Origin of the sequence: Vibrio rhizosphaerae (assembly GCF_024347095.1) — a bacterium.
In the GTDB taxonomy this organism is placed as follows: Bacteria; Pseudomonadota; Gammaproteobacteria; order Enterobacterales; family Vibrionaceae; genus Vibrio; species Vibrio rhizosphaerae.
This window is the reverse complement of the sequence record NZ_AP024904.1, coordinates 586355-610937: the sequence shown is the minus strand read 5'-3', so window position 1 is coordinate 610937 and position 24583 is coordinate 586355. Positions and strand designations below refer to the sequence as shown.

Genomic DNA, 24583 nt, shown 5'->3' with positions numbered 1-24583 from the left:
TGCGGAACCCCTCGAGAACCCACGTCAGGATAAACTCCGAACTGGCTACGTCGCCGCAAGAAAATCGTATAGTTTTACAGATATTGAATTGCATCGTTCACAAATATTTGTGCTGGATGAACAGGGTCATCTTGTTAAATGTACTTTTGTTGTTGAACATTAATGATATTGAATGCTGTGTATACCGAATTCAATTGAATAGAGCATGAAGGAAATCGTGATGAAGTATGAGCTTAGTGCGCATGAGGCGCGGATTATCGGCAGTTTAATTGAAAAATCGATTACCACACCGGATTACTATCCGCTGAGTCTCAATAGTCTGGTCACCGCCTGCAATCAGAAAAGCAACCGAGAACCGGTGATGAACTTATCTGAATCTCAAGTGCTTGAAACCGTAGAGGATTTAATCTCCCGCCGGTTCGTCAGTGATGAAAGTGGTTTTAACAGTCGGACCAGTAAATACCAACATCGTTTTTGCAATACGGAGTTTGGTGATTTGCAACTGACAGAACAAGAGCTGGGAATCATATGTTGTTTGTTGTTGCGTGGCCCACAAACGCCGGGAGAGTTACGGACCCGAACCAATCGTCTATGTGTTTTGCCGGATATGAAAACGACGGAACTGGTTCTGGAAACACTGATTGAAAGAGAATTAGTCGCCCGGTTGCCGCGAGAGCCGGGAAAACGAGAAATTCGCTATCGTCAAACGTTCACACCTTATGATGCCAGTGACGAGATTACTGCGGCGGTAACGGAGACCCCGGCACAACCAGCACGACTTGAGATTCTCGAACAGGAAGTGGATGCGTTAAAGCAGGAAGTTCAGTGGTTACGCACACAAATGGAGACGCTCCTTGCTTCCGGTGAATAACATCGAATGACTGACAAACAAACCGCGCAATGGTGGATTTATTTGATCAGAACGCCCCAAAATGCGCTTTATTGCGGTATTACAACCAACATTGCACGACGCTTTCAACAACACCAGCGTGGTCAGGGAGCAAAAGCATTGCGGGGCAAGTCTCCTCTGGTGCTGGTGTGGAGTCATCCGGTCGGCACCCATCGCGAAGCGTTACGGATGGAAGCGAAGGTCAAACGTTTTTCCAAAACCCGCAAAGAAAAAATAGTACTCGAAAATTTATTACCGTCGCAAATTTTTGATCACTAAGGGACATAACTATCTGTAGAACGTTCATTTTGTACTAATCTTAAATTGATCACTTATGAGATAAGGTGGGTATCAAATGAATCATTATCGATTGTTAGCAGTGGTATGTTCTTTTGTGACTCCTGTAGAGGCAGCATCATGGGTTGCCGATGCGAGGGGGAATGGTATGGGGAATACCGGGGTAACGACCGCGGATTTTCTGTTAGCACCTTTCTATAATCCTGCACTCACTGCAGTATACCGTGATCATGATGATTTCGGATTATTGCTTCCATCTGTCAACCTGAATGTTCGCGACGAAGATGACACCATTTCAATCGTCGATGATCTGCAAGATGATATACGTCGGTTTGAATCTTCTGGCGGGAGTATTGATGCTGAAACCATCGCAAAAATGAATGGTTATTTAGATGATCTTTCTGATAATGCGCCATTAAAGGCATCTGGCGGAGTCGGGGTCGCGGTGGCAATTCCTCACCAAACACTTGCTGTGAATGTGTATGCCCGAGGATATGTTGAACTGTTTACTGAACCGAAGATTGCAGCAAATACAGGAAATTCATTTGCTGCTGTGAAGGCCCGTTATGAGACATCCAGCATTGATTTACTCGCTTTTGGCTATACCGAATTCGGAGTGGCTTTCGCGAAAAAATATGAAATATTACAACAGGAATTTTCGTTGGGTATTACACCTAAATATCAGTGGATGAGAACCTATAAACAGAGTGAAGCTGTGAAGGACTTTGACTGGGATGATTACGATAAAAGTGAAGTCAAAGATGGTGCCTTCAATCTGGATTTGGGGGCTGTATGGCTCAAAAATGCGTATCGGGTCGGTATCAGTGTGAAAGATTTGTTTAATCATTCAATTGCGACTTTTGATGGGCAGAACCATTATAAGTTGGACACGCAAGTCACGATGTCGGTCGGTTATGTCGGCGAATTCTTGAGTGCCGCCGTGGATGTTGATATGACCAAACAAGAACGTTTTACCGGCAAAAATGATGATACTCAGTTTATCCGGTTTGGTATTGAAGGGAACGCCTGGGGCTGGGGGCAATTAAGGGCCGGTTATGAAATTGATATAGAAAATACAGTCGATAATGCAATGACGGTTGGTTTAGGCATCAGCCCCGGCGATGCAGTCAGCCTTGATATTGCTGGCAGTTATGCCGGAGAGCATCAATTGGGCGGTTCGGCAAATCTTGCCTTTACGTTTTGATTTATCACAGAGCGCGATTACACCAGCGCTCTTTCTTTTGTTTATGTGGAACATACTCAATCAATGAGAAGACGACAATGAGACTTTTTGGAGTTATTTTAAGTGCCTGCTTTCTTATTTATCATTCAGCGGCATATGCGTTGAGTGGCTATTGGCATTACAACGAATTTCTGGATTTAAACCCCGAACAAAAACAACTGACACTTTCTTTGGCAAATGCGGTTCGGCTTGACCCCAAGCCATTAACGACGGCTCAGAAACATCCAGTAAAAATATCCGTTATTTATCCCGGCCAGCAAGTGTCGGATTATTGGAGCCGTAATATCCGGGCGTTTGAATTACGTTTAAACGAGTTGGGGATTAAGTATGAAATTCATCAGGTGTTTACCCGTCCCAATCTGGATATCCGCCAACAAAGTCTTTCTCTGATGGAAGCCTTAAAGAATAAATCCGATTATTTGATTTTTACCCTTGATACCACCCGACACAAAAAATTCATTGAACATGTGTTAAGAGGCAGAGAAACCAAACTGATTCTGCAAAATGTCACCACACCGGTGAAAGATTGGGCTCACCGACAACCGTGGATGTATATCGGCTTCGACCATGAAATAGGCACCAGTTTGTTGGTGGACTATTTTAAGCAAAAATTGCCACCCCATTCCCCTTATTCTGTTTTGTATTTCTCACAAGGCTATGTGAGTGAAGCACGAGGCGATACGTTTATTCAAGCGATGACCGATTACCCACTCGTATCCTCATTTTATACGCAGGCCAATCAGGAAAGTGCTTATAAAATTACGCTTGAGAATATGAGGGAAAATCCGGAGATTAAATTATTGTATGCCTGTTCAACCGATGTTGCGCTCGGGGCAGTCAAAGCGTTGAAAGAGCTGGGCAGAGAGGATGTCCTCATCAATGGCTGGGGCGGCGGTTCTGCCGAACTGGAAGCTTTGCAGCATCATGATTTGGATGTCACGGTCATGCGGATGAATGATGACACCGGTGTCGCAATGGCGGAGGCCATCAAGTGGGATCTGGAAGGTAAAAAAGTGCCAACGGTTTATTCCGGGGACTTTGAGGTGGTTTCCAGTACGGATAAACCCGAGAGACTTGAGGCATTAAAACAACGTGCATTCCGCTATTCGGATCGGCACTGATCCGATCCGAAATGATAAAGAAAGAGATCATGCTTTATGAACGTCAGACCGAGCCCTATTCGTCAGAAACAGAAAATAGCAACCTATTTTACTCGGGCAATTACCATTATTATTGTCATTCTGACATTTAGTGTCCTGTTTCAGAACTATCAGATCAGTAGTCAGTTAATCGCTCAGGAAGTGCAGCGAACGGCAAATCAGACCTCAGGATTAGTTCAGGGGATGCTCAACTTCCGTCTTTCTTTACTCAAAATCCATCAAGACAGCAGTGCGACCAATGCTGATTTATTACATGCGGTAAGCTCTGGCAAGTCGCAGTATATTGATCAATATTTTCGTTCTGTAGATCAGCTTGATCCCGATAATACACCGGATGTCCGTTTTATCGCGGGTTTAAATCATATGCTGTGGGATGACGGAAATGCTCAGTTCTACGGCATTGTACCGAATGAATTGGAATCTGTTTCACACCGGATGGCGGTGAACAATGCATGGATGTTGGTGAAAATACCATCTTTGCTGGAGACGGTTTATGCACTGGCCAGAAGAACGCCACTTGTGAGCCATTCGGGTGAACTGATCGGTTACTTGTATGTGATGTTTGTGATTAATAATAATTACAATCTTATCGAACAGATTCGCGCTCGCAGTCATTCGCAGAATCTGATTCTTGCTATCGGGTCGAATGTGCTTTCGACGACTCTCAACGGCGAAGAGTCATACTCAGAACAGGATGTTCTGGCTCACCCGCAACACTCTGATCGGCTTGAATCCTATACGGTCAATACCACGGAGCTGAATGTCGATGAGAATCCGACCCAACTGATCATGTATGCCGTTCAGGACAATCAGAATGTGGTCAAACTGAAGCGTAATTTTTATTACGGTGTCGTATTCATTCTTGTTGCGACCGCGTTGTTTTCTTTTATCTTATGGCGATGGTTACATAAGCGAATTCGGGCTGAGATTGAAAAGTTAGTGCAGTTTAGTCGCTCAATTGTGGACCGTGGCGGGGAACATGTTTTCCATGGTTCAAAGATCGAGGAATTTGACCTGTTCGGGCGAGCACTTGAACACACCTTTAAGCGTTTATCCGAACAAGAAAAGCAATTTGAGAATTTGTTCAACTTCTCAATTGCACCAACGATTTTATGGGGGGCTGATGGCCGTCTACTGCGGATGAATCCCGCTGCAGTGAAGCAATTTTCCAAGGAAAGTGAGGTTTCAGCGTTTTATGAATTGAAAGAGCGGTTAATTCCCAGCATCAAAAAGGCGTCCAATGGTGAGACGCTAAAAGAAGTTGCGACAGAATTTGACAATCAAATCTTCCGCTGGACGATTTCTCCGATTGTGACCGAAAGCCGTATCGAGTCTGTTCTGACGCAAGGGCAGGATGTCACGACAATTGCTGAGGCTGAGAAACAAAGCCATTTAGCGAGGAGTGAAGCAGAAAGAGCGGCTGGTGCCAGAGCTGATTTTCTGGCTCGGATGAGCCATGAGGTCAGAACGCCTTTAAATGGGATTTTGGGGGTCTCACAGTTATTGAAGGAGAGTGTGACGGATGAAAAGCAGCGTGAACAGGTCGGTGTCCTCAGTTTATGTAGCGAGCATCTGCTTGCCGTTTTGAATGATATTCTTGATTTCTCCAAGATTGAACAGAATAAGTTCAAACTAAATCCGGTTCATTTCCACTTGATTGAGACGGTCCGTGTGATTGAACGAATCTATCAGCCATTATGTCAGGAAAAGGAACTTGAGCTGGATGTGATGACCAATATTCAGGAAGAGACCATCGTTGTTATTGACCAAATCCGTTTGAATCAAATCATCTTTAATTTGCTGAACAACGCGATTAAATTTACCCGAGCGGGTGAGATCTGTGTCCTGATTAATTTAAACCATTCGGAAGAAGGCGCGATGTTCCATGTTTCCGTCTCCGATACCGGTATTGGCATTGGACATGATGAACTTTTGTTGATTTTTGAACCCTTTATTCAAGGGGGAACAACATCGAACCGTGAGTTCGGTGGGAGTGGTTTAGGGCTATCGATTGTGAAAAATTTGGTAGAACTGATGGGGGGATCGGTGTCGGTCTCTTCTCAGGTCGGCAAAGGCAGCTGCTTTGAGTTCACCATTCCGATTGAGGTTGAACAATATCACGTTAAACAAGCAGAAGAACCCGTTGAACAAAGTTCCTCAGACCAGCTATTTGAGCAATCTCCTCACGTTTTATTAGTTGAAGATAACAAGACCAATGCTTATATCGCCAAGGCATTTTGTGATCGTTTTGGCTTGCGGGTGACATGGGTTGAAGACGGCACAGCGGCCGTGGAAACACTGAAAAAAATTGGTTTTGATTTGATTCTGATGGATAACCAGTTGCCGGGCATGGATGGGGTTGAAGTCACCGACTTCGTCAAACATCAACTCAGGCTGGATACACCCATTTATGCATGTACTGCCGATGATACTGAAAAAACCAAGAATGATTTCTTACATGCCGGGGCAGAATACATTCTGGTCAAACCGATTCGCGAAGAGAATCTATATAAGGCACTGCTTCATTTCCGGGATCATTATTGGACGCCAGTGACGTCGAGTGTACTTCAGTCTCATTAGAGATGGTTGGCCAGTCTGTTCACTATTTGAGGGAATATAGGGGGATTCGATGATGTGCATTGTGACTGGCTTCCGGCGAAAACCAGTCACAGGTGATTAATATTCGTAGCGGACTCCAAGTATAGTTCGTGGTCCCCACAGTCCGTTATTATCAAATCCCATATTTAAAGAGAGTTGATCGGTCGAGTGGAAGCGCGCACCGAAGCTCACGACAGAACGTTTATCAAGCTTACCAAGTTTGCTATAGACTTCGAGTTTTTCACCAATCCATAGCCGGGCACCGATGTTGATTTCTCCCAGAGTGTCTGACTTACCCCCTTCATCCCGGGGGCGTTTGATTTGATGTAGCAGGACGGCACCGTATATATCAGCAAATTGTGTTATCGGCCCGTTAAAACCAATGCCTCCCGCGAGATCCCAATCGTTATCCATCTGAGTGTCGGCATGGCCAAGTACATGAAAATTGTCCACAAGACTCATACTGAATTCAGAACCGATAGATTCAGGCCCACCACCGACTCGGACTTCAAGATAGTTATAATTAAAATTTGCAGCGTGAGCTGCCAGCGGCGCAAAGATAAAAGCAAGGCCTGTAATGGAGAGACTGAAAGCCTGTCTTAGCATAAATGGTCCTATCGGTTTGATTCCCTTTATATATAGAGAAGTATAATATATTGATTTTTAATTTAAACGATTAAGACAGATATTCAAGTGTTACCTGGCAGCTGGTGATGATTCTTTGAGTGCATTCCAAAATTCTGATAGTAACAGTTGCTTATTTCTTTCTGATGGAGCCGTTCGATGATGAAATCTGCGTTAAATGCACTGATGGTACAGGGTACCACATCGGATGCGGGGAAAAGCGTCCTTGTCGCCGGGCTGTGCCGGGTGCTTTATCGTCGCGGAGTCAGGGTTGCGCCTTTTAAGCCGCAGAATATGGCATTGAATAGTGCCGTGACGCCAGACGGAGGAGAAATCGGTCGTGCTCAGGCGGTACAGGCTTTTGCCGCCGGGATTGAACCCACTGTTCATATGAACCCGGTGTTGCTCAAACCAAATTCTGATACCGGTGCGCAAATTATTTTGCAGGGTAAAGCGGTCACCAATATGGAGGCCGATTGTTACCATGATTATAAAAAGACGGCGCATCATGTGGTGATGGATTCCTTTCGGCATCTCAGCGATACATACGACAGTATTATGATTGAAGGGGCAGGCAGCCCGGCCGAAATTAATTTGCGTGCCAATGATATTGCCAATATGGGATTCGCTGAGGCAGCCGATGTACCGGTTATTATTGTGGCAGATATTGATCGCGGCGGTGTTTTTGCGCATTTGTATGGCACGTTGGCGTTGCTTTCCGAGTCTGAACAGGCGCGAGTGATTGGTTTCGTCATTAATCGGTTTCGCGGGGATATTCGTTTACTTCAGTCAGGACTTGACTGGCTGGAGCAGAAGACCGGAAAGCCGGTAATCGGAGTGTTGCCCTATTTACATGGATTGGATATCGAAGCCGAAGATGCAATTGTCGCGACCGAAGTTCGCGAGGGCGATGAGAAGCTGAAAGTCGTGGTGCCAGTCTTCTCTCGTATCAGTAACCATACCGATTTTGATGCCTTGCGCCATCACCCCGAAATTTCATTTCGTTATGTCAGAAAAGGAGAAAGACTCTGTCATGCCGATTTGATTATTCTTCCCGGCAGTAAATCAACCCGTGCAGATTTGGCGTTTTTGAAATCACAGGGGTGGGATAAAGATATCATGCAGCATTTGCGTTATGGCGGTAAGGTCATCGGCATTTGTGGCGGATACCAAATGCTTGGTCAGACTGTCAGTGATCCACTGGGAATTGAAGGGACACCGGGGGTGAGTCAGGGGCTGGGGTTGCTCGATATTGATACTGAATTAATGGCACACAAACATTTGACGAATGTTCGGGGCTCACTCAGCTTTGCCGAAGGGCATCATGTGTCGGTAAAAGGGTATGAAATCCATGCCGGACACTCCCGTCGGCGCGATGGCAACCGTGATCGACCCGTCATTCGATTACAGGATGGCCGGGAGGATGGTTTGGTAGATCACGCCGGTCAGGTGTTGGGGACTTACCTGCATGGCATTTTTGATCAGACAGACGTCATGCAATGTTTGTGTCAGTGGGCCGGTAGCGGTGAGCTTCAGATTCTTGATCACACACAACGCAAAGATGATGCCCTCAATCGGGTTGCTGATGCGATTGAAACACATCTGAATTTGTCGCTACTGTGGCCGGAACTCGCTAAATAAGCATTGCCATTCTATTGATATGACCATGCAGTGTAACGGTAACGATCAGACTTGAATATCGAGTAAAGAGCCAATCATATCCTGTTCACGCTGAATCACGTTCGCGCCAACACGGTTATATTGTGTTGCTTGATTGAGTTTCATCAGGGCGTCAACTTGGGTTTGATCCGGATGTTTGTCGGCCATTTCTTTTTGTTGGCGCAGGGGATTGGTATTTTGCTGAGGAGCGAGTGAAGGATCGACCACGTTTGGGTCTTGCTGCATTTGTTCATCGGAACGACGTTGGGCACGATTCAGATCACGACTTGCCTCATTGGTCATTTGAGTTGCATGATCGATCATTTGATAACCGGACTGAAGTGCAGATACAGACATAAAAACTCCCTTGGTCGTGGTTACATTATAGCCAAAATATGACTCAGGTACATTTTTTTCTTGAATGCGATTGGTGTGATTTGGGTTTGTAAACTGACGCATGTCAGGTCGCTCTCAAAACAGGCTGGAGAGTAAGTCCAGCTCTTCATGCGTCAGGAGTGACGAACTTTCCGAAGATAAGCTGGCGTCGATTTCGCTCTGAAGATGACGTAGTTGCGCTGGTGTCAACTGTTTGAGTTGTGCTTTTAGCGATTCAAACTGGTAGCTTGACAAACTAGCTTCGGATACCGGAAAAGAATGATGAGTGTGATTGAGTTGTGCCTGCATCGTTATACTCCATTTCTCCATTACTTGATTCAGTAAGGCCACGATGTTCTGATTTTGTATGTTTCTCGTACGGCTCAGTTTTAGAGTCTAGGGGGTTCGATGAATGCTTTTGTCCGTGTAATGTCAGACAAAAGCAAGAATGCTGCACAGAATCGTTTATTTTTGCAACGAAACGTCAGTTTAAGTGCGTTTGATAAATATGATTTATGTAAACCGAGTTTGAATGACGATTTTTCTATCGGTAGTTGTGGGGGCAGACAGCGTGGTTGTATGCTGGTTGAAGGCAATGTACCGGAGGCTGCGCTTAGCGTGCTTCCTGTTTGACCCGGGCAGACAATTTGTCCGCCAGTGAGTGCAATTCGGGAAGAATCCGGTGAATCAGGTGTAGTTGTTGTAGTACCAAACGGACCGAGCCTTTATCTTCCTCATGCCATTCTGCCAGTTGCTTTTCTAATCCCGTCTCTTCTATTGGGTCAATATCCTGACTGTTTTGATGTTCTAGTTGTTCATGGAGTTGTTGCAGATGCTGGTGAATGACTCGGTGTCCGTTAAGAACTAAATGGAGGACCGATTCATCCCCCAACTGGGTCCGGTGCGCACCAATCGTTGAAATATAGCTGAGCAGGGCATGATTTAACGTCAAAAAGCGGAAACAATCTTCTTCGGCTTTTCTGTATTTACCCGGCTCAGACAGCATATTATTGATGGCTGTCGTGAGCGCAGCATCTTGGTCATGTGCTTCTCTTCTGGCGACGCGGTAGCTTAAGCTATCTTTCTTACCGATGCGGTATTGCACCATCATTTGATCCAGATAATTTTTGTTACTCCGGATAGCTTCAGCCATGACCCGGTGAAGCCTTTTCGCGTGCCAGTCCGGTAGGATAAAAGAGACGGCCAGCACGGCAAGACCACATCCAATGAGTGTATCAAGTAACCGGGGCAGAACGACGGCATATCCGGCCCCCATCTGATTGAAGCAAAACAGGACCAAGACGGTGATAAATCCGGTGGCGTAGCCGTAATTATTGTTCCTGAATGCAAAAAACATCACTCCCGAAATGACGATCATTGTGACTTGGCTTGCCTGTGAAGGAAACAGAGTGAGCAGTAAAACACCAATAAATAACCCCGAGATGGTGCCGATCACTCGGAGCGTAATTCTTTGCCGGGTTGAGGAAAAATTGGGCTGACAGACGAACAGCGTTGTCAATAGAATCCAGTACCCCAGTTCCAGACCGAGTGTTTGTAAAATGACATAGCCGGTGGTGAATGCTACGGACATTCGAATCGCATGACGGAACAACAAAGAGTCCCGGTTCATATTATTCCAGACTCGCTGCCACATACTTCTCAACCCATAAGGGTTGGTATCTGAAAGTTGGTTTTCATCAAACTGGAGACTTTCCGGATGTCCGATATTGCATAGCTGTTTTTCGATGGTGGATAGATTGTTAAACAGATAATTCAGCTGGGCGAATAACGATTTCCACTCGGGGCGGGCATGGGTGTGTAAATACTGCATCGAGAGATGCAGTTCATCCAGTGCCAGAGCGGATGCATTGGGGTGATGATAATCTCGATTTTCTTTGATGCTGGCCGCGATTTCGCGGCATGCCCGGGCTTGCGTTTCTAACAAATGCCGGAAACGGAACAGAATATCACTGCGTCCGAAGTGTTCCGCCAGCTCTTGATATCGGGAGTGCGTTGAACTTATCCGCTCATGAATATCTTGTGCGAGAAAATAAGTGTTCAAAAAATGATGACTGGTGGTATGTATCTGGCCTTTCTTGCTATAGGAAAGTAAGGTCGCCTTACATTGATTCAGCGCCGTGACAATCAGTGCGTTGAAGTTGGCTTCACGGATCCGATAGGACTGGATCTGCACTTGTGAGACCGGATGGAACAGTTCGCTTTTTAGTGCAAAGTAATCCGCCAGATTGAGAAAGACGACCGCGAGATTATGTTGTACCGGACGATTCGGAAATAGAATCAGCCATACGATTGAAATGAGAAAATACCATAAGGCACCGGCAAGCAGTAATGTCGGTTGAAACCAGAATCCGGGGCTCTGATGTTCACCAATCATGGTATATACGGCGATCAACAATGATCCGAATGCAATACTGGCATAGCGAGAGCTAATCGCGCCGAGCATAATGAAACCAAATGTGGAGATTGATAAGCCGATAGCAAATAAAACGGGATGATGAAACAGGATTTCGATTGAAAATGTCGCAATCGCAAAACAGATCAGTGCCAGTCCGATGGTCTTAAGTCTTCCGATGATACTGTCATCCTGTTCGGTCAGGGCGGCCGCAATAATTCCCAGAATCAACGGGGTGATCCAGGTTGAGAGTTGATAATGCCAGGTCGGCACCACCACACCTAACAGTGCGATTAAAATTAAGACAGAATAATGGAACGTTTTATTCGCCCAATAACCACGAATCTGACTGAGGGATTTCACAGGATTTCAACCATTCTATTCATGTTGTGTCACTATCGTGAATGATATCAGAACTGTACTGTAACGTATTGAACTTTTTATACATCGTTTCAGTCATCGGCATAGCAACAGCAAGGCATAACATAGCAAATAGAAAGGGCAGTAGAAAATAAGACATAGATCGCCTGTCAGGAAATCACAAGCCGTTGACGTATCGACCTATCCGGTTGTGATATTTGTGATGTCTGTGCATATCCGTGAAACAATGAGATGTCCCTGATATGACGATGATGCTTCAGAATCATTGAGATAAGTAGCCATTTTATATATAAATAGACCCGCGTTGCCTTCGAGCAGGATTTAAACTGCACTGACGGCATACTTCAGATATTCTTACGCGTGTAACTGATTTTATACGTTGAACTTCAAGTCAATGAGCATAACCGATGCAGCTGAAAGCCAGTAATACTGCAAAATACTTTATGAATGATGAGTTTTACCAAGTCGCCATCGATAGCGAGAAACTCATCGTGCGTTCCAGTGTTGCAGAAGAAAGAATTCCATTTGCAGTCTGGAATGGTTCAGTCCGTGTCCGGCGCGGAATCTTGTGGGGGGAACTTGAATTTTTTGCCCACGAACATGACGGCCAGCGCTATAGTTGGTTGATCCGAGGGCTGCCTTGGCCCCAGTGCCGGAAGTTTGCCGATCAAGCTGTTGCTGCTTACCGTCAATGGCATCAGTTACAGTGTGCTCAACTATCCACTTACTTACCGGCTTGGCAGCAGACGCTGAATCAACATCAGAATGCCCCCGCTTTTCTTGCTCACTCCAAGCTTAAAGAATGGCATCGTCAGGTGAGTCGTGATTTGACAACGTTGGGGATGTCTATTGAAGAGATCGAACAACGGGTTCCCGGTCTGATTTCAGACATGGTCGTCTGGTACCATCAACCTTCGGTGATGCTGTCACAACGAAATGAAGCATGGATTGAGGCTGAGCGTGCACGCTGGGAAACGTTATTCAACACATTGGAATCCTCGCCTTTAAATCCATCGCAGCAGTCTGCCGTTCTTTTGAATGATGATTACAATCTGGTGTTAGCCGGTGCCGGGTCGGGGAAAACCAGCGTGCTTTCTGCCCGGGTTGCCTATCTGATTGAAAGCGGACTGGCCGATGCGTCGCAAATCCTGTTGCTTTCATTTGGTAAAGATGCGGCATTGGAAATGGAGCAACGATTGAAAGATCGGGTCGGGCCTGCAGCGGAACAGGTTACCGTACATACCTTCCATCAACTCGGGTTACGGATTATTCATGAGGTTGAAGGACAAGACGTGCAACTGTCCCCGATCGTGAGTGAACCCAAGCTGAAAGAAGCCTGGATGACTGACTGGCTCAAAAAACACTGGATGACCCCGACCAACTTTAAACGCTGGCAGAAACATTTGAATCAGTGGCCGATTGCTTATATCAAAGGGGATGAAGAGCTGGGAAGCCATGTTGAGAACCCGAAATTGATTTCTTGGCTGACGCAGCAAGTTGAACAATTATCGTTGTTGGGTTTCAGTAAAAAAGAGATTCAGCAGAAAATGGTCGAGCGGGACGATTATCCGCGTCTGAATAGTGAACTTGCATTATGTTGGCCATGTTATCAGGCTTGGAATGACATGCTTAAAACGCAAGGACAACTGGATTTTAATCTGATGATTAGCCGGGCAACGGCTTATGTCAGAAAGAAAAAGTATCAGTCCCGTTGGGCGTTTATCATGGTTGATGAATATCAGGATATTTCGCCACCGCGCCTCGCATTGTTGGAGGCGCTCTGCGCACAACATCAGTCAAATGGGAATCTCTTTGCTGTTGGCGATGACTGGCAATCGATTTATCAGTTTGCCGGGTCTGATGTTGATTTAACGACGGGTTTCAGACAGCGTTTTCCTGCATCAACAGTGACACATCTCGATACCACGTATCGGTTTAACAACAAGCTGGCAGAGGTGGCAAATGCCTTTGTGCAGGCGAATCCACAGCAGATATCGAAGTCGCTGAATAGTCTGAAAATACAGAAAAGTAATGCTGTGGTATTGCTGCCTCAGGCACGGATGGAAAAGATTATTGAACAACTGAATCGCAAAAGTGCTGGCAAGAATGAAGTCAAATCATTATTAATTCTTGGCCGAAATCACTATCACAAACCTGAATTGCTGACGGCATGGCAAAAACAATACCGTCAGCTCGACATCCAGTTCATGACCTGCCATGCCAGTAAGGGGAAAGAAGCCGATTTTGTCATGATTGTCAATGTCGATGAAGGGCAGTTTCCGACCAAAACCAAGACCTTACACTTGGATGATGTATTGACCTTATCCGATGAGACTTTCCCGGATGCAGAAGAGCGTCGTTTATTCTATGTTGCGATGACCCGGGCAAGAGAAAAAGTCTGGATTGCCTACAATGCCGGCGGTTCGACTTTCGTCAAAGAATTACTTGAGGGGCCATACGCAGTTTCAAAATGATCAATTCGACTGATCAGGGCATTTTCCGGGCATTGATATAGGACTGATAGTCAGGGATCTCAATATCGCTGCTTTGTGCAATTAATTCGGATGAAAAAATGAAATCAGCCGTGGCACGATTGAGTGCCATGGGAATGTTCCAGACACTGGCAATACGTAGCAGTGCTTTGACATCCGGGTCATGCGGGACGGCATTGAGCGGATCCCAGAAAAAGACTAAAACATCGATTTTACATTCAGAAATTAAAGCACCGATCTGCTGATCGCCCCCCATTGGACCACTAATCATTTGAATGATGTTCAGCCCGGTCTCTTGATTCAGAAGATGGCCCGTTGTGCCGGTCGCGTAAAGCGTATGATTGGCGAGCTGTGCTTGGTTTTGCTTGGTCCATGCTAACAGATCAGCCTTACGGTGATCGTGCGCCACAAGGGCAATGTGTTTGTTTTCTGATAATTTTCGGTGAATCGTTTGCATTAATTTTGCTCCATGCTCATGGATGACTCTCGTCAAAGGTCTGTCTTGAAGTCATAACGTGATGATCATTTTATATACGAAATATTCTATATAAATCAATTATTTTTATTGATAATTGAGGTGTGATTATTTCTCTTTTAAGAAAACGGAATGAAACCAATGGATTGTAAAAGGGGAATTGAACCACTGGAGTTTTTACTGTTTTTCCCCCGGCAAAAATATTTCATACTCGTACATATTGATCGGTGCTCTCTTAAAGGTTACCCCCTGATTGATGTTCCCTTTGAGAGCCTGTGCGCCTGAACGTTTGACCGTATTTCAAGAGAAATACGGTTTTTTTTATGTTTGGGTTTTTTGAGCCGGCTTAACTGGTGAAATGATAACTTTCCGGAACCACAACGATACCTTTTTCGGATATATGAAAGCGTTTTTTATCCTGTGCGGAATCAACGCCGATTTGCGTGTAAGGCGGAATTCGAACATGCTTATCGATAATACAATTAACCAACTGGCATCCTTCTCCGACTTCGACATCATCGAAAATAATACTATCTACAATGGTGGCACTGTCATCGATTCGCACATTGGAAGAAATAATCGAGTGCTGTACTGATCCGCCGGAATTGACGACGCCGTTGGCGATCATGGAATTAATAAAGATCCCTTCATTACCGGTTGCTGATGAAACGGTTCGGGCTGGTGGAAATTGTGGCTCATAAGTGCGGATGGCCCAGTCTTTCTGATAAATGTTCATTGGTGGGAGTGGCTCGAGCAGGTCCATGTTGGCTTCGTAATAAGAGTCAATCGTCCCCACATCGCGCCAGTAGCAATCTTTGGCGACTCGTCCTTTATCACCATAAAAGTTATAAGCGAATACAGCATTGGTTTTGATCAGCTCCGGAATGACATCTTTGCCGAAATCATGGCTCGAATGTTCGCGTTCTGAGTCATCAACTAATGCTTCTTGCAAGACGTCCATGTTAAAAATATAGACGCCCATCGACACAAGGCTACGTTCAGGTTGTGTGAGCATACCCGGCGGGTCGAGTGGTTTTTCAATGAATCCGGTAATTTTTGCATTGTCGTCGGTACAGACTACCCCGAATGCACTTGCTTCATTGCGGGGAACATCCATGCAGGCAATGGTGAGTTTTGCCTGATTGGCAATATGCTCTTCTAACATTGCGGCATAATCCATCTTGTAAATATGGTCACCGGATAGAACAACGACATACTTTGCATCGCTTCTCGAAAGTAACCACAGATTATGAAAAATGGCATCAGCTGTTCCCTCATACCATTTGCCGCCTTTTCTCATCTGGGGTGGGACTGCCGTAATATATTCCCCCAATTCCGGATTGAAGATTGACCATCCATCCCGGAGATGTTTCTGCAACGAATGAGATTTATATTGAGTTAATACCAGAATCCGTCTCAAACCGGAACGCAGGCAATTGGTGAGGGTAAAATCAATAATTCGATATTTACCGCCAAAAGGAACCGCCGGTTTTGCCCGGTGATCCGTTAACGGGGAAAGACGTGAGCCGATTCCACCAGCAAGCACAACTGTCAGTGTTTCTTGCATCTTTATTATCTCCCTATATATGTGCAATTCACTTCAATTGTAGTGAGCCGTACAAGTTTTGAGCCAACAAGTAAGTGTTTCTATGTTCAGTGATTCAGATGTATGACAGGTTCCAGATGGCGTACGCTGGTGCATAGAATGGTTCTGAATGAACAATTTTGGTGCAATTCACAACATAGAGGCATGTGGTTTTTACGCCAGTTTATATACGCTACAATCGATACAGTTTATTTGTTAAGTGAACCACCCCGTTGCCGATAACAAAGTAGATACAAAGAGGCTCTGATTTATATGAAAAAAATACTGATGATTTTGATCTTATTGCTTGGTGTCGGTGGTGCCGGTGCGGGGTATTATCTGTTTTATATGAAGCCTCACCAAGATGCTACAGAGCAAGACTCCGCCAAAAAGAAAAAGAAACCGGTATTGGCGAACACTTCAACAGCGCAACCTGATGAAACGGCTGCGGTAAACGTGAATACGCATTTCTATGTGAATGAACACAAATTGGCGATCAGGAATGCCCCCGATCCGGAGTCCTTTCCTGTTCGATATTTGTACAAAGGTGATCCCATTACCGTTCTGGAGCAAAAGCAAGGCTGGGGAAGAATTTCCAGATATTTTGTTTATCAGCAAGGGGGGCCGGAAATCGCAGAATGGGTCGCGATGGATCAATTGAGTGAACAGGTTCCTATCATTTCCAAAGAGGAAAAAGAAGAGATTCTGATGAGTTATATTAACAAATCAGATGATTTACTGATTTATAAAGAGAAATTTCTTCAAATCACAGGCCAGTTAATCGATGAAAAAATGTGTGCTCCGGAAGATTTTGATGAGCTAAAAGGTTGGGTTCGTTCCGTTCGTTACCAAGAACGTCACGTCTATTTTATTTATTGTGGTGGTCTGAAATCAATCGATAAAATTTATTTTGATGCAGATAGTGGAGAGATATTTTATTAGTAAATAGAATATTAAATAAAAATAAATTGGATTTTATTTATAGCGATGTGAATAATTGTTTTTGAAATAAAAAACGGAAAATAATTTATATTCATGATGATTTGATTTTGCTAATTATTACTTTTGTCATGTTTAACCTGTTGATTGCACTGTAAAACCCCCATCAAGTTCACAAAAATCACTTTAAAAATTACTCTACAAATCAATCACTTAAATTTAATTGTTATTTTTATAAAATAACAATGGCTATTTTTGTGATGTTCATCATTGTTGGTAAATTTATCCTCTCATTTATTTGAAAACTCGGAAGCTTATATTAGCTTAAATAGTGAAGAAAATAATTTTATTTGATTTCAAAGTCTTTGAGGTTGTTACATTATTTTAACATTCGTCGGTTGGTGTCCATTTCCTATTTGACACCTTTCATTATCAAACATATTGAATTGATTATTTTAGGATGGAGTCTTGAATGAAAAGAATCGCTTTGATTACCGGTTCAAAGGGCGGTATTGGTTCTGCTATTTCTAGTCAGCTTGTCGCGGAAGGATTCCGTGTGGTTGCAACATATTATACCGGGGCATATCAGTGCGCTATCGATTGGTTTAATGAAAAAGGATTTACTGAAGATCAGGTGCGTCTGCTGGAGTTGGATGTTACCGACACCGCGCAGTGTGCAGAACGATTGTCGTTGCTCCTTGAGGAGGAAGGAAGTGTTGATGTGGTCATCAACAATGCTGGTATTACACGAGATGGTGTATTCAAAAAAATGACCGCTCAAAACTGGAAAGATGTTATCGATACAAATTTAAACAGTGTGTTCAATGTGACTCAACCTTTATTCGGAGCGATGTGCGATAAAGGTTACGGTCGCGTGATCAATATTTCGTCAGTGAACGGCCTGAAAGGCCAGTTCGGTCAAACAAACTATTCTGCTGCGAAAGCCGGCATGATTGGTTTTAGCAAAGCTTTAGCCGCTGAAGGCGCCCGCTTTGGTGTGACCGTCAATGTCATCGCTCCCGGATATACAGCCACACCGATGGTAGAGGAAATGAAACCTGAGGTGCTCGAATCTATTGTTGGACAAGTGCCAATGAAACGTCTTGCCAAACCCGAAGAAATCGCCCAGACAGTGAGCTTCTTAGTGAGCGATGGTGCCGCCTATATGACAGGGGCCACCTTATCTGTCAACGGTGGACTGTACATGAGCTAATCGGGGAGCAAAATCATGGAAAAAGTATTTATTGTTGCGGCAAAGCGCACGCCTGTCGGCTCGTTTGGCGGCAGTCTGAAAGATGTCGATGCCGGACATCTGGGGGCGATTGCGATTCAAGGTGCATTAAATGCTGCGTCACTTGCTCCCGAAGCGATTGATGAAGTGATCATGGGTAATGTTATCGGTGCGGGGCAGGGGATGAGTGTCGGTCGGCAGGCATCACTGTTTGCTGGCATTCCTGAAACTACCCCGGCTTATAACATCAATATGGTTTGCGGTAGCGGGATGAAAGCGGTCATGGACGGTGTCAGTCACATTCGTAGTGGCGATGCTCAAGTTGTGGTTGCTGCCGGTGTCGAGGTGATGTCTCAAATCCCTTACGCCTTATCAGGCAGTATTCGTGACGGCCATAAAATGGGTGATATGACCTTGGTTGATTTGTTAATTCGGGACGGATTAACGGATGTATTCAATCAATATCATATGGGATGTACCGCAGAAAATATTGCCAGAGAATATGATATTTCCCGGGAAGCACAAGATCAGTTTGCACTGAATAGTCAACAAAAAGCAGTTGCCGCCATTCAGGCTGGTAAGTTTGTTGATGAAATTGTGCCGGTTGAGGTGAAGATCAAGCGTGATAGCGTCATGTTCGATACCGATGAGCACCCTAAGTCGGACACGTCAATCGAACGTTTGGCTCGTTTGCGTTCCGCCTTTATCAAAGATGGTACGGTGACCGCCGGGAACGCATCTGGTTTAAATGATGGTGCCAGTGCTGTGATTGTTGCCTCGGAAAGTGCCGTCCAGAAATTGGGCTTAACACCATTGGTTGAGATTGTCAGTTATGCACAGGCTGGTGTTGACCCGAAAGTGATGGGACTCGGGCCGGTTCCTGCCGTCACGAAAGCACTCAAGCGAGCGGGTAAAACACTCGATGAGATAGATTTGTTGGAATTGAACGAAGCATTTGCGGCGCAGGCATTAGGCGTTGTCAAAGGCTTATCAAGAGAGCACGCAGTTTCTGAAGATATGATTCTGCAAAAAGCGAATGTAAACGGTGGAGCGATCGCGCTTGGTCATCCACTTGGTGCATCAGGAAACCGTATATTGGTGACGCTTATCCATGAACTGAAGCGGAGAGGTGACCAGTATGGGGTGGCATCATTATGTATTGGCGGGGGAATGGGAACCGCTGTCATAGTGAAAGCCGTTGGCTAAATAAAAATGAAGATTTGACCCACAATTGGAGATGAAAAATATGTATACGGATTTCTTTAAATCATTTACTGATCAAACAGAAAAAACATTAGAACCTTATTTTAAATTCAACAAGTTACTGACTAAAAATGTTGAAGTATTGACTCAGCTTCAGTTGAACTCAATGAAAACCTATAGTGATATCGGTCTTGCTCAGATCAAAGCTGCGAGTGATGTGAAAGATGTCGCGTCATTCACCGCTTTCAACACTCAGCAAATGAGTACGCTTGCTAAACTGTCACAACAAATGGTTGATGACAGCAACAAGCTTCAGGCGATTGCCAAAGAGTTTAAAGATGATGTTGAGAAATTAACTTCAGACAACATTTCAACAGTCACTCCTGCGTAACTCCGTGTCTTTTGGCCGCCTTCGCGGGCGGCTTTTTTCTGAACTAGGGAGTAGGTTATGAATCAACACTTCTTCTCAGACTACCTGATGAAAATTCAGGAAACCAATCAAAAATGGTGGACTGATTTTGAAGCACAGCAGGAAGTCTTTCGTTCGCCCTTGAATAAAGCGATGCAGGAAGTGAATTTTGAGGATACTGCAAAACTTTTTGAAAGGGCTGCCAACCAACCGGCTGCATTACTCGATCTTCAGATGGCGTGGTGGCAAAAGCAGTTGGAAATTTGGCAAAATGTTGCCCTTGCCGGTAATAAAGATTTACTGATCGAAGCTGAGCATGGTGATAAGCGCTTTGCGGATGAGTCATGGAAAGATGACGCCATGTACAACTTCATCATGCAATCCTATTTATTGTTTGGCAAAACATACCTTGACACCATTGATGCCATTGAAGGTTTGGATGACAAAGTGAAAGAACGTTTACGCTTCTTTTCACGTCAGACAATCAATGCCATGTCACCCAGTAACTTTATCGCGACAAACCCAGAATTATTGAAATTGACACTGGAGTCCAACGGTAAGAATCTGGTTGATGGGATGGAAGCCTTGAAAGAGGATGTTGCCTCCAGTGCCGATATTTTGAAAATTCGGATGACCAATAACAATGCGTTCCGAGTCGGTCAGAATGTTGCAACAACGCCGGGCAAAGTGGTCTTCAGAAACGAATTGTTTGAACTGATTCAGTACACACCGATGACTGAACAAGTCTACAACACACCGTTACTGATTGTGCCGCCATTTATTAATAAGTACTACATCCTCGATCTTCGCGAAAAGAACTCAATGGTTCGCTGGCTGCTGGAACAAGGCCATAGTGTCTTTATGATGTCTTGGCGGAATCCGGGTCAAGAACAGGCTGAATTGGGTTATGAAAGCTATGTGATCGATGGGGTGGTGAAGGCCGTTTCTGTCGTGGAAGATATCACCGGGCAGGAACAGATTAACGCGGCAGGCTATTGTATTGGCGGGACTTTACTGGCAACGACCATTGCTTATTATGCTGCAAAACGCATGAAAAAACGGATTAAATCGGCATCCTTCTTTACAACTTTGCTGGATTTCTCTCAGCCGGGTGAAGTCGGTGCTTATATTAATGATCCTGTGATTAGTGCGATTGAGATGCAAAACTTAGCTCGTGGCTATATGGATGGTCGTTCACTGAGTGTGACATTCAGCTTATTGCGGGAGAATAATCTCTACTGGAACTACTATGTCGATAATTATCTGAAAGGTTCTAGTCCGGTCGATTTTGATTTGTTGTACTGGAATAGTGACAGCACCAATGTAACGGCTGCGTGCCATAATTTCTTGCTCAGAGAACTCTATCTGGAGAACAAACTGATTCAGGATAAAGGTGTGAAAGTCGGTGGTGTCTGGATTGACTTGGATAAGATTAAGATACCGAGTTATTTCATTTCAACCAAAGACGATCATATTGCGTTATGGCAAGGCACTTATGATGGTGCAATGAAAACCGGTGGGAACAAAACGTTCGTGTTGGGCGAGTCTGGTCATATTGCCGGTATTATTAATCATCCGGATAAGAAGAAATATGGCTTCTGGCTGAATGATGAACAGGAAGAAAACGCCGATGAGTGGCTGGCAAATGCACAACGTCAGGAAGGCTCGTGGTGGACTCACTGGAATGAATGGCTGTGTGGTTTCTGTGCAAAAGAGAAAATTGAACCGTTTGCAGTCGGTAGTGATAACTATCCGGTACTCGATGAGGCGCCGGGAGAGTATGTTCGTCAGGTTTTACCTGTCTCACCGGTTTCTCCAGCAGAGCATGATTCATCTGTAAATGTGGCAGAAGATCTCCAATCTGCAAAAAAATAGTCTATCTCAACGATAGCTATACCTCTTGTGCCGTCCCTACCTTTAGGCGGCACTTTTTTATTTAGGCTGAACGGAGACGGTGGCTGGTAAACCGTTTGCTGTGACGCGCTGCTGCCGTGTTGTCCACAATAGCGACGATAAAGAACAATCCCCCATTTTTTACAGAGCATGTTAGAATGCCGTCATTTGATTAAATCCGTCCGTTTGCCTGTCCTGAAGAGGCATCTATACACCAGATGTGTGCCGGTGTAACAGGATAAACGGATATCGGTGAAAGGTTCGTTTCAAATGGTAAATAATACAATCCAATGGTTTCCGGGACACATGCATAAAGCACGCAAGGAAATCGAAGAAGTCATCCCCCAGATTGATGTGATTATTGAAGTACTGGATGCGCGTATTCCATTTAGTAGCGAAAATCCGATGATTGCCGAGCTCAGAGGGGATAAGCCTTGTGTGAAAGTGTTGAATAAACGCGATCTGGCTGATCCGGTTACAACCGCACTCTGGATTGAACACCTTGAGCAAGAGAAGGGGGTAAAAGCATTGGCAATTACGACTCAGCATTCTCAGGAAGTCAATCAGATCATGGACCTATGTCGTAAGCTGGCGCCGCACAGGGAAGAGATCGGGAAGAATATTCGGACCATGATCATGGGGATTCCTAATGTCGGGAAATCAACCATCATTAATACGTTAGCCGGACGGACGATCGCCCAGACCGGAAACCAGCCTGCGGTAACACGCCGTCAGCAGCGGATTAATCTGCAAAATGGGATTGTTTTATCCGATACTCCGGGAATTCTCTGGCCAAAAGTGGAGAATCCACATTCTGGTTTTCGTCTTGCTGCCACCGGAGCGGTAAAAGATACTGCTATGGAATATGATGAAGTCGCATTTTATACCGTTGAATATCTGGCGCAGGCTTATCCGGATTTATTGAAAGCGCGTTATCAGATTGATGAAGATCCACAATCGGATCTGGAATGGATGGAAGCCATTGGCCGTAAACGCGGTGCTTTACGTGCGGGTGGCCGGATTGATCTGCACAAAGCGTCAGAGATTCTGTTGCATGAGTTACGTGCGGGGACGATTGGAGCCATAACGCTAGAGCGGCCGGAAATGATCGATCAGGAGTTGGTTGACGCTGAACTGGAAGCGACCAGAAAAGCGGAGGAAAAAGCAAAGCATAAAGAGGAACGGCGTAAACGCTACCTACGTAATAAACGTTAATTCCTCTCCATGATTCATCAGACAAAAATGACAGCGTGACGCTGTCATTTTTGTTTTTGATGGATATGGCCGGGCAAAAATAGCATCAATAGCCGCTTTACAGCCTGGCGATTCATTTTTCAGTCAGTTGCCCCAATTGAAGCAGAATCTGTTCCAGTTCATCCCAAGGCATCAGTTGGGAATCGATGACCTCTATTTTTGACTCAAATCCATCCAGTGATATCTCATGTACGGAGACCACGCGGTGGTTGACGTTGAATGCATAGCAGCCCCGGTCAGTATTGATTACCGCTTTGATCCGTTCTGCGGTCAGCTCACTGAATAGTGCAAACAACGCATCGAAAGGAAAATGAATCTCAGCGCCGAACACCCAGCCACAGCTGTAGTAGCCATCACCCTGATTTTCTTTTCTCAGATACTGTTCCCCGGGGGGGAGCTGAAAGACTGGCTCAGGATGATTATGCTGATGTTCATGAGAAGATTGGTGTGATGTTTGTTGTGGCACTTCCCGACGGGGGAGATCTAATACTTCTAATGGAATATCACCAAACCGGGTCAGTTTATGAAAAATTTTGGCGGGTTGCTGGTCGGTGACCCAGTTATTGAATGTGTCGATATCACGGGCATGACACTGATCGACTTTATTACCGATAATGACATCAGCGCTGGCCAGTTGGTCGTTGAAGTTTTGATGAGTTGTATATTTGCGGTTGCTGAGGTTGCGGGGATCCACCAGCGCAATGGTTGCTTTTAGATCCAGATAGGGTTGATATTGCGCAGCGGTCAGTGTTGAGACGATTTGCCGGGGATGTCCCAGTCCCGTCGGTTCAATCAGCAGCCGATCCGGCTTTTGCCGAAGTAGTGCCGTAATTCCAACAGACATCGGCACACCGGCAGTACAGCACATACACCCACCGGGAATTTCTTTGACCAAAGCACTTTGTTGAGCCAAGAGGGTGCCATCAATGCCGATTTCACCAAACTCATTCACTAAAACTGCCCAGTTTTGGTCAGCCGGTTTATTTTTAAGTAGATTCAGAATAGCTGTAGTTTTACCTGTCCCCAGAAACCCGGTGATGATATTGGCAGGAATTCGTTGAGTCATACTTCAACTCCAAATTGAAGATCGTTCAGGATGCAGGGCGCTAGTATACAAAGATTCGACGAGTGGATAAAATGTAAAAGGCGCACTTGTAAAAGCGCGCCTTATTTCCCGCGACTCATATCGTGAGCTTGCGATCTGGTTGTGAATGAACCAGCTAATGGCGGGAATGGTCTTAGGATTTTTATTCCTTGATCCAAATTGTATGTAAGACTGAATCGTTCCTCCGGTTGAGATTATTTCAATTGCCTTACACTTTGATTATGGTCTGATATGCTGGTATTTCAAGTGTGATATCCATTTCTTGTACCGTTTTTTTATGTGGTTCACAGATTTGTTTTTCACTGGCAACTGTGGTTATCATCAGAGATCGGGATTCTTTCAATTTGCGTATGAAGTA

The 24583-nt window shown here is 44.9% G+C and carries 21 protein-coding genes; 14 read left to right on the top strand and 7 right to left on the bottom strand.

Annotated elements, in window-relative coordinates:
- Positions 1 to 220: 220 nt before the first annotated feature.
- From OCV37_RS17810 to OCV37_RS17790, 5 genes are all read left to right on the top strand, one after another.
- Positions 221 to 871 (top strand): YceH family protein, encoded by a 651-nt coding sequence (locus OCV37_RS17810; RefSeq protein WP_038185218.1) that lies wholly within the window; start codon positions 221 to 223, stop codon positions 869 to 871.
- A 6-nt stretch (positions 872 to 877) separates the two neighbouring features.
- Positions 878 to 1168, top strand: coding sequence for a GIY-YIG nuclease family protein (locus OCV37_RS17805; protein ID WP_038184879.1), 291 nt, complete (start codon positions 878 to 880; stop codon positions 1166 to 1168).
- Between the two features lie 76 nt (positions 1169 to 1244).
- Positions 1245 to 2390, top strand: a complete 1146-nt coding sequence (gene traF, locus OCV37_RS17800; protein WP_038184881.1) for a conjugal transfer protein TraF — start codon at positions 1245 to 1247, stop codon at positions 2388 to 2390.
- A 77-nt stretch (positions 2391 to 2467) separates the two neighbouring features.
- The gene (locus OCV37_RS17795) at positions 2468 to 3550 is read left to right on the top strand and encodes an autoinducer 2-binding periplasmic protein LuxP (RefSeq protein ID WP_038184883.1); all 1083 of its coding nucleotides are present in this window, start codon (positions 2468 to 2470) and stop codon (positions 3548 to 3550) included.
- A gap of 36 nt (positions 3551 to 3586) precedes the next feature.
- Positions 3587 to 6169: a LuxQ periplasmic sensor domain-containing protein gene (locus OCV37_RS17790; protein ID WP_038184884.1), complete on the top strand. Its 2583-nt coding sequence runs from the start codon at positions 3587 to 3589 to the stop codon at positions 6167 to 6169.
- 96 nt (positions 6170 to 6265) lie between these two features.
- Here the strand turns inward: OCV37_RS17790 and OCV37_RS17785 are convergent, their stop codons facing one another.
- The gene (locus tag OCV37_RS17785; RefSeq protein WP_038184885.1) at positions 6266 to 6793 is read right to left on the bottom strand and encodes a hypothetical protein; all 528 of its coding nucleotides are present in this window, start codon (positions 6791 to 6793) and stop codon (positions 6266 to 6268) included.
- A gap of 180 nt (positions 6794 to 6973) precedes the next feature.
- On the opposite strand from OCV37_RS17785, the gene OCV37_RS17780 reads away from it, so the two are divergent.
- Positions 6974 to 8452: a cobyric acid synthase gene (locus OCV37_RS17780; protein WP_038185222.1), complete on the top strand. Its 1479-nt coding sequence runs from the start codon at positions 6974 to 6976 to the stop codon at positions 8450 to 8452.
- Positions 8453 to 8497: 45 nt separating this feature from the next.
- Here OCV37_RS17780 and OCV37_RS17775 read toward each other — a convergent pair whose 3' ends face one another.
- Both OCV37_RS17775 and OCV37_RS17770 read right to left on the bottom strand, forming a co-directional pair.
- The gene (locus tag OCV37_RS17775; RefSeq protein WP_038185224.1) at positions 8498 to 8827 is read right to left on the bottom strand and encodes a hypothetical protein; all 330 of its coding nucleotides are present in this window, start codon (positions 8825 to 8827) and stop codon (positions 8498 to 8500) included.
- A gap of 114 nt (positions 8828 to 8941) precedes the next feature.
- Positions 8942 to 9154 (bottom strand): hypothetical protein, encoded by a 213-nt coding sequence (locus tag OCV37_RS17770; protein WP_038184887.1) that lies wholly within the window; start codon positions 9152 to 9154, stop codon positions 8942 to 8944.
- Positions 9155 to 9253: 99 nt separating this feature from the next.
- Between OCV37_RS17770 and OCV37_RS17765 the strand changes: the two genes are divergently transcribed.
- A complete protein-coding gene (locus OCV37_RS17765) occupies positions 9254 to 9478 on the top strand; it encodes a hypothetical protein (protein ID WP_038184888.1) in 225 nt (74 codons plus the stop codon).
- Here OCV37_RS17765 and yccS read toward each other — a convergent pair.
- Entirely contained in the window at positions 9459 to 11621 is a 2163-nt protein-coding gene (yccS, locus tag OCV37_RS17760; protein WP_038184890.1) for a YccS family putative transporter, read from the bottom strand. The genes OCV37_RS17765 and yccS overlap by 20 nt on opposite strands.
- Positions 11622 to 12046: 425 nt before the next feature.
- Here yccS and helD point away from each other — a divergent pair, with 425 nt between their 5' ends.
- Positions 12047 to 14113 carry a DNA helicase IV gene (gene helD / locus OCV37_RS17755; protein ID WP_038184893.1) on the top strand — a complete coding sequence of 689 codons (2067 nt, stop codon included), beginning with the start codon at positions 12047 to 12049 and terminating at the stop codon, positions 14111 to 14113.
- 13 nt (positions 14114 to 14126) lie between these two features.
- Here the strand turns inward: helD and OCV37_RS17750 are convergent, their stop codons facing one another.
- Both OCV37_RS17750 and glgC read right to left on the bottom strand, forming a co-directional pair.
- The gene (locus OCV37_RS17750) at positions 14127 to 14588 is read right to left on the bottom strand and encodes a methylglyoxal synthase (protein ID WP_038184896.1); all 462 of its coding nucleotides are present in this window, start codon (positions 14586 to 14588) and stop codon (positions 14127 to 14129) included.
- 364 nt (positions 14589 to 14952) lie between these two features.
- A complete protein-coding gene (gene glgC, locus OCV37_RS17745; RefSeq protein WP_038184899.1) occupies positions 14953 to 16173 on the bottom strand; it encodes a glucose-1-phosphate adenylyltransferase in 1221 nt (406 codons plus the stop codon).
- Between the two features lie 291 nt (positions 16174 to 16464).
- On the opposite strand from glgC, the gene OCV37_RS17740 reads away from it, so the two are divergent.
- From OCV37_RS17740 to ylqF, 6 genes are all read left to right on the top strand, one after another.
- Complete coding sequence (locus OCV37_RS17740) at positions 16465 to 17133, top strand: SH3 domain-containing protein (protein WP_038184902.1); 669 nt, start codon at positions 16465 to 16467, stop codon at positions 17131 to 17133.
- Between the two features lie 469 nt (positions 17134 to 17602).
- A complete protein-coding gene (locus OCV37_RS17735; RefSeq protein WP_038184905.1) occupies positions 17603 to 18343 on the top strand; it encodes an SDR family oxidoreductase in 741 nt (246 codons plus the stop codon).
- A 15-nt stretch (positions 18344 to 18358) separates the two neighbouring features.
- Entirely contained in the window at positions 18359 to 19567 is a 1209-nt protein-coding gene (locus tag OCV37_RS17730) for an acetyl-CoA C-acetyltransferase (RefSeq protein WP_038184907.1), read from the top strand.
- 40 nt (positions 19568 to 19607) lie between these two features.
- A complete protein-coding gene (locus OCV37_RS17725; RefSeq protein WP_038185226.1) occupies positions 19608 to 19955 on the top strand; it encodes a phasin family protein in 348 nt (115 codons plus the stop codon).
- A gap of 57 nt (positions 19956 to 20012) precedes the next feature.
- Positions 20013 to 21848 (top strand): class I poly(R)-hydroxyalkanoic acid synthase, encoded by a 1836-nt coding sequence (phaC, locus tag OCV37_RS17720; protein ID WP_051680815.1) that lies wholly within the window; start codon positions 20013 to 20015, stop codon positions 21846 to 21848.
- A gap of 288 nt (positions 21849 to 22136) precedes the next feature.
- Positions 22137 to 23081 carry a ribosome biogenesis GTPase YlqF gene (ylqF, locus tag OCV37_RS17715; RefSeq protein WP_038184909.1) on the top strand — a complete coding sequence of 315 codons (945 nt, stop codon included), beginning with the start codon at positions 22137 to 22139 and terminating at the stop codon, positions 23079 to 23081.
- A gap of 112 nt (positions 23082 to 23193) precedes the next feature.
- Here ylqF and OCV37_RS17710 read toward each other — a convergent pair whose 3' ends face one another.
- Positions 23194 to 24186, bottom strand: coding sequence for a CobW family GTP-binding protein (locus tag OCV37_RS17710; protein ID WP_038184911.1), 993 nt, complete (start codon positions 24184 to 24186; stop codon positions 23194 to 23196).
- Between the last annotated feature and the right edge of the window lie 397 nt (positions 24187 to 24583).

What these genes read in the sequence shown, in the direction of transcription:
- OCV37_RS17810 (WP_038185218.1), top strand. Translation starts at nt 221, where the DNA reads ATGAAGTATGAGCTTAGTGCGCATGAGGCGCGGATTATCGGCAGTTTA.
- OCV37_RS17805 (WP_038184879.1), top strand. Translation starts at nt 878, where the DNA reads ATGACTGACAAACAAACCGCGCAATGGTGGATTTATTTGATCAGAACG.
- traF (WP_038184881.1), top strand. Translation starts at nt 1,245, where the DNA reads ATGAATCATTATCGATTGTTAGCAGTGGTATGTTCTTTTGTGACTCCT.
- OCV37_RS17795 (WP_038184883.1), top strand. Translation starts at nt 2,468, where the DNA reads ATGAGACTTTTTGGAGTTATTTTAAGTGCCTGCTTTCTTATTTATCAT.
- OCV37_RS17790 (WP_038184884.1), top strand. Translation starts at nt 3,587, where the DNA reads ATGAACGTCAGACCGAGCCCTATTCGTCAGAAACAGAAAATAGCAACC.
- OCV37_RS17785 (WP_038184885.1), bottom strand. Translation starts at nt 6,793, where the DNA reads ATGCTAAGACAGGCTTTCAGTCTCTCCATTACAGGCCTTGCTTTTATC.
- OCV37_RS17780 (WP_038185222.1), top strand. Translation starts at nt 6,974, where the DNA reads ATGAAATCTGCGTTAAATGCACTGATGGTACAGGGTACCACATCGGAT.
- OCV37_RS17775 (WP_038185224.1), bottom strand. Translation starts at nt 8,827, where the DNA reads ATGTCTGTATCTGCACTTCAGTCCGGTTATCAAATGATCGATCATGCA.
- OCV37_RS17770 (WP_038184887.1), bottom strand. Translation starts at nt 9,154, where the DNA reads ATGCAGGCACAACTCAATCACACTCATCATTCTTTTCCGGTATCCGAA.
- OCV37_RS17765 (WP_038184888.1), top strand. Translation starts at nt 9,254, where the DNA reads ATGAATGCTTTTGTCCGTGTAATGTCAGACAAAAGCAAGAATGCTGCA.
- helD (WP_038184893.1), top strand. Translation starts at nt 12,047, where the DNA reads ATGCAGCTGAAAGCCAGTAATACTGCAAAATACTTTATGAATGATGAG.
- OCV37_RS17750 (WP_038184896.1), bottom strand. Translation starts at nt 14,588, where the DNA reads ATGCAAACGATTCACCGAAAATTATCAGAAAACAAACACATTGCCCTT.
- glgC (WP_038184899.1), bottom strand. Translation starts at nt 16,173, where the DNA reads ATGCAAGAAACACTGACAGTTGTGCTTGCTGGTGGAATCGGCTCACGT.
- OCV37_RS17740 (WP_038184902.1), top strand. Translation starts at nt 16,465, where the DNA reads ATGAAAAAAATACTGATGATTTTGATCTTATTGCTTGGTGTCGGTGGT.
- OCV37_RS17735 (WP_038184905.1), top strand. Translation starts at nt 17,603, where the DNA reads ATGAAAAGAATCGCTTTGATTACCGGTTCAAAGGGCGGTATTGGTTCT.
- OCV37_RS17730 (WP_038184907.1), top strand. Translation starts at nt 18,359, where the DNA reads ATGGAAAAAGTATTTATTGTTGCGGCAAAGCGCACGCCTGTCGGCTCG.
- OCV37_RS17725 (WP_038185226.1), top strand. Translation starts at nt 19,608, where the DNA reads ATGTATACGGATTTCTTTAAATCATTTACTGATCAAACAGAAAAAACA.
- phaC (WP_051680815.1), top strand. Translation starts at nt 20,013, where the DNA reads ATGAATCAACACTTCTTCTCAGACTACCTGATGAAAATTCAGGAAACC.
- ylqF (WP_038184909.1), top strand. Translation starts at nt 22,137, where the DNA reads ATGGTAAATAATACAATCCAATGGTTTCCGGGACACATGCATAAAGCA.
- OCV37_RS17710 (WP_038184911.1), bottom strand. Translation starts at nt 24,186, where the DNA reads ATGACTCAACGAATTCCTGCCAATATCATCACCGGGTTTCTGGGGACA.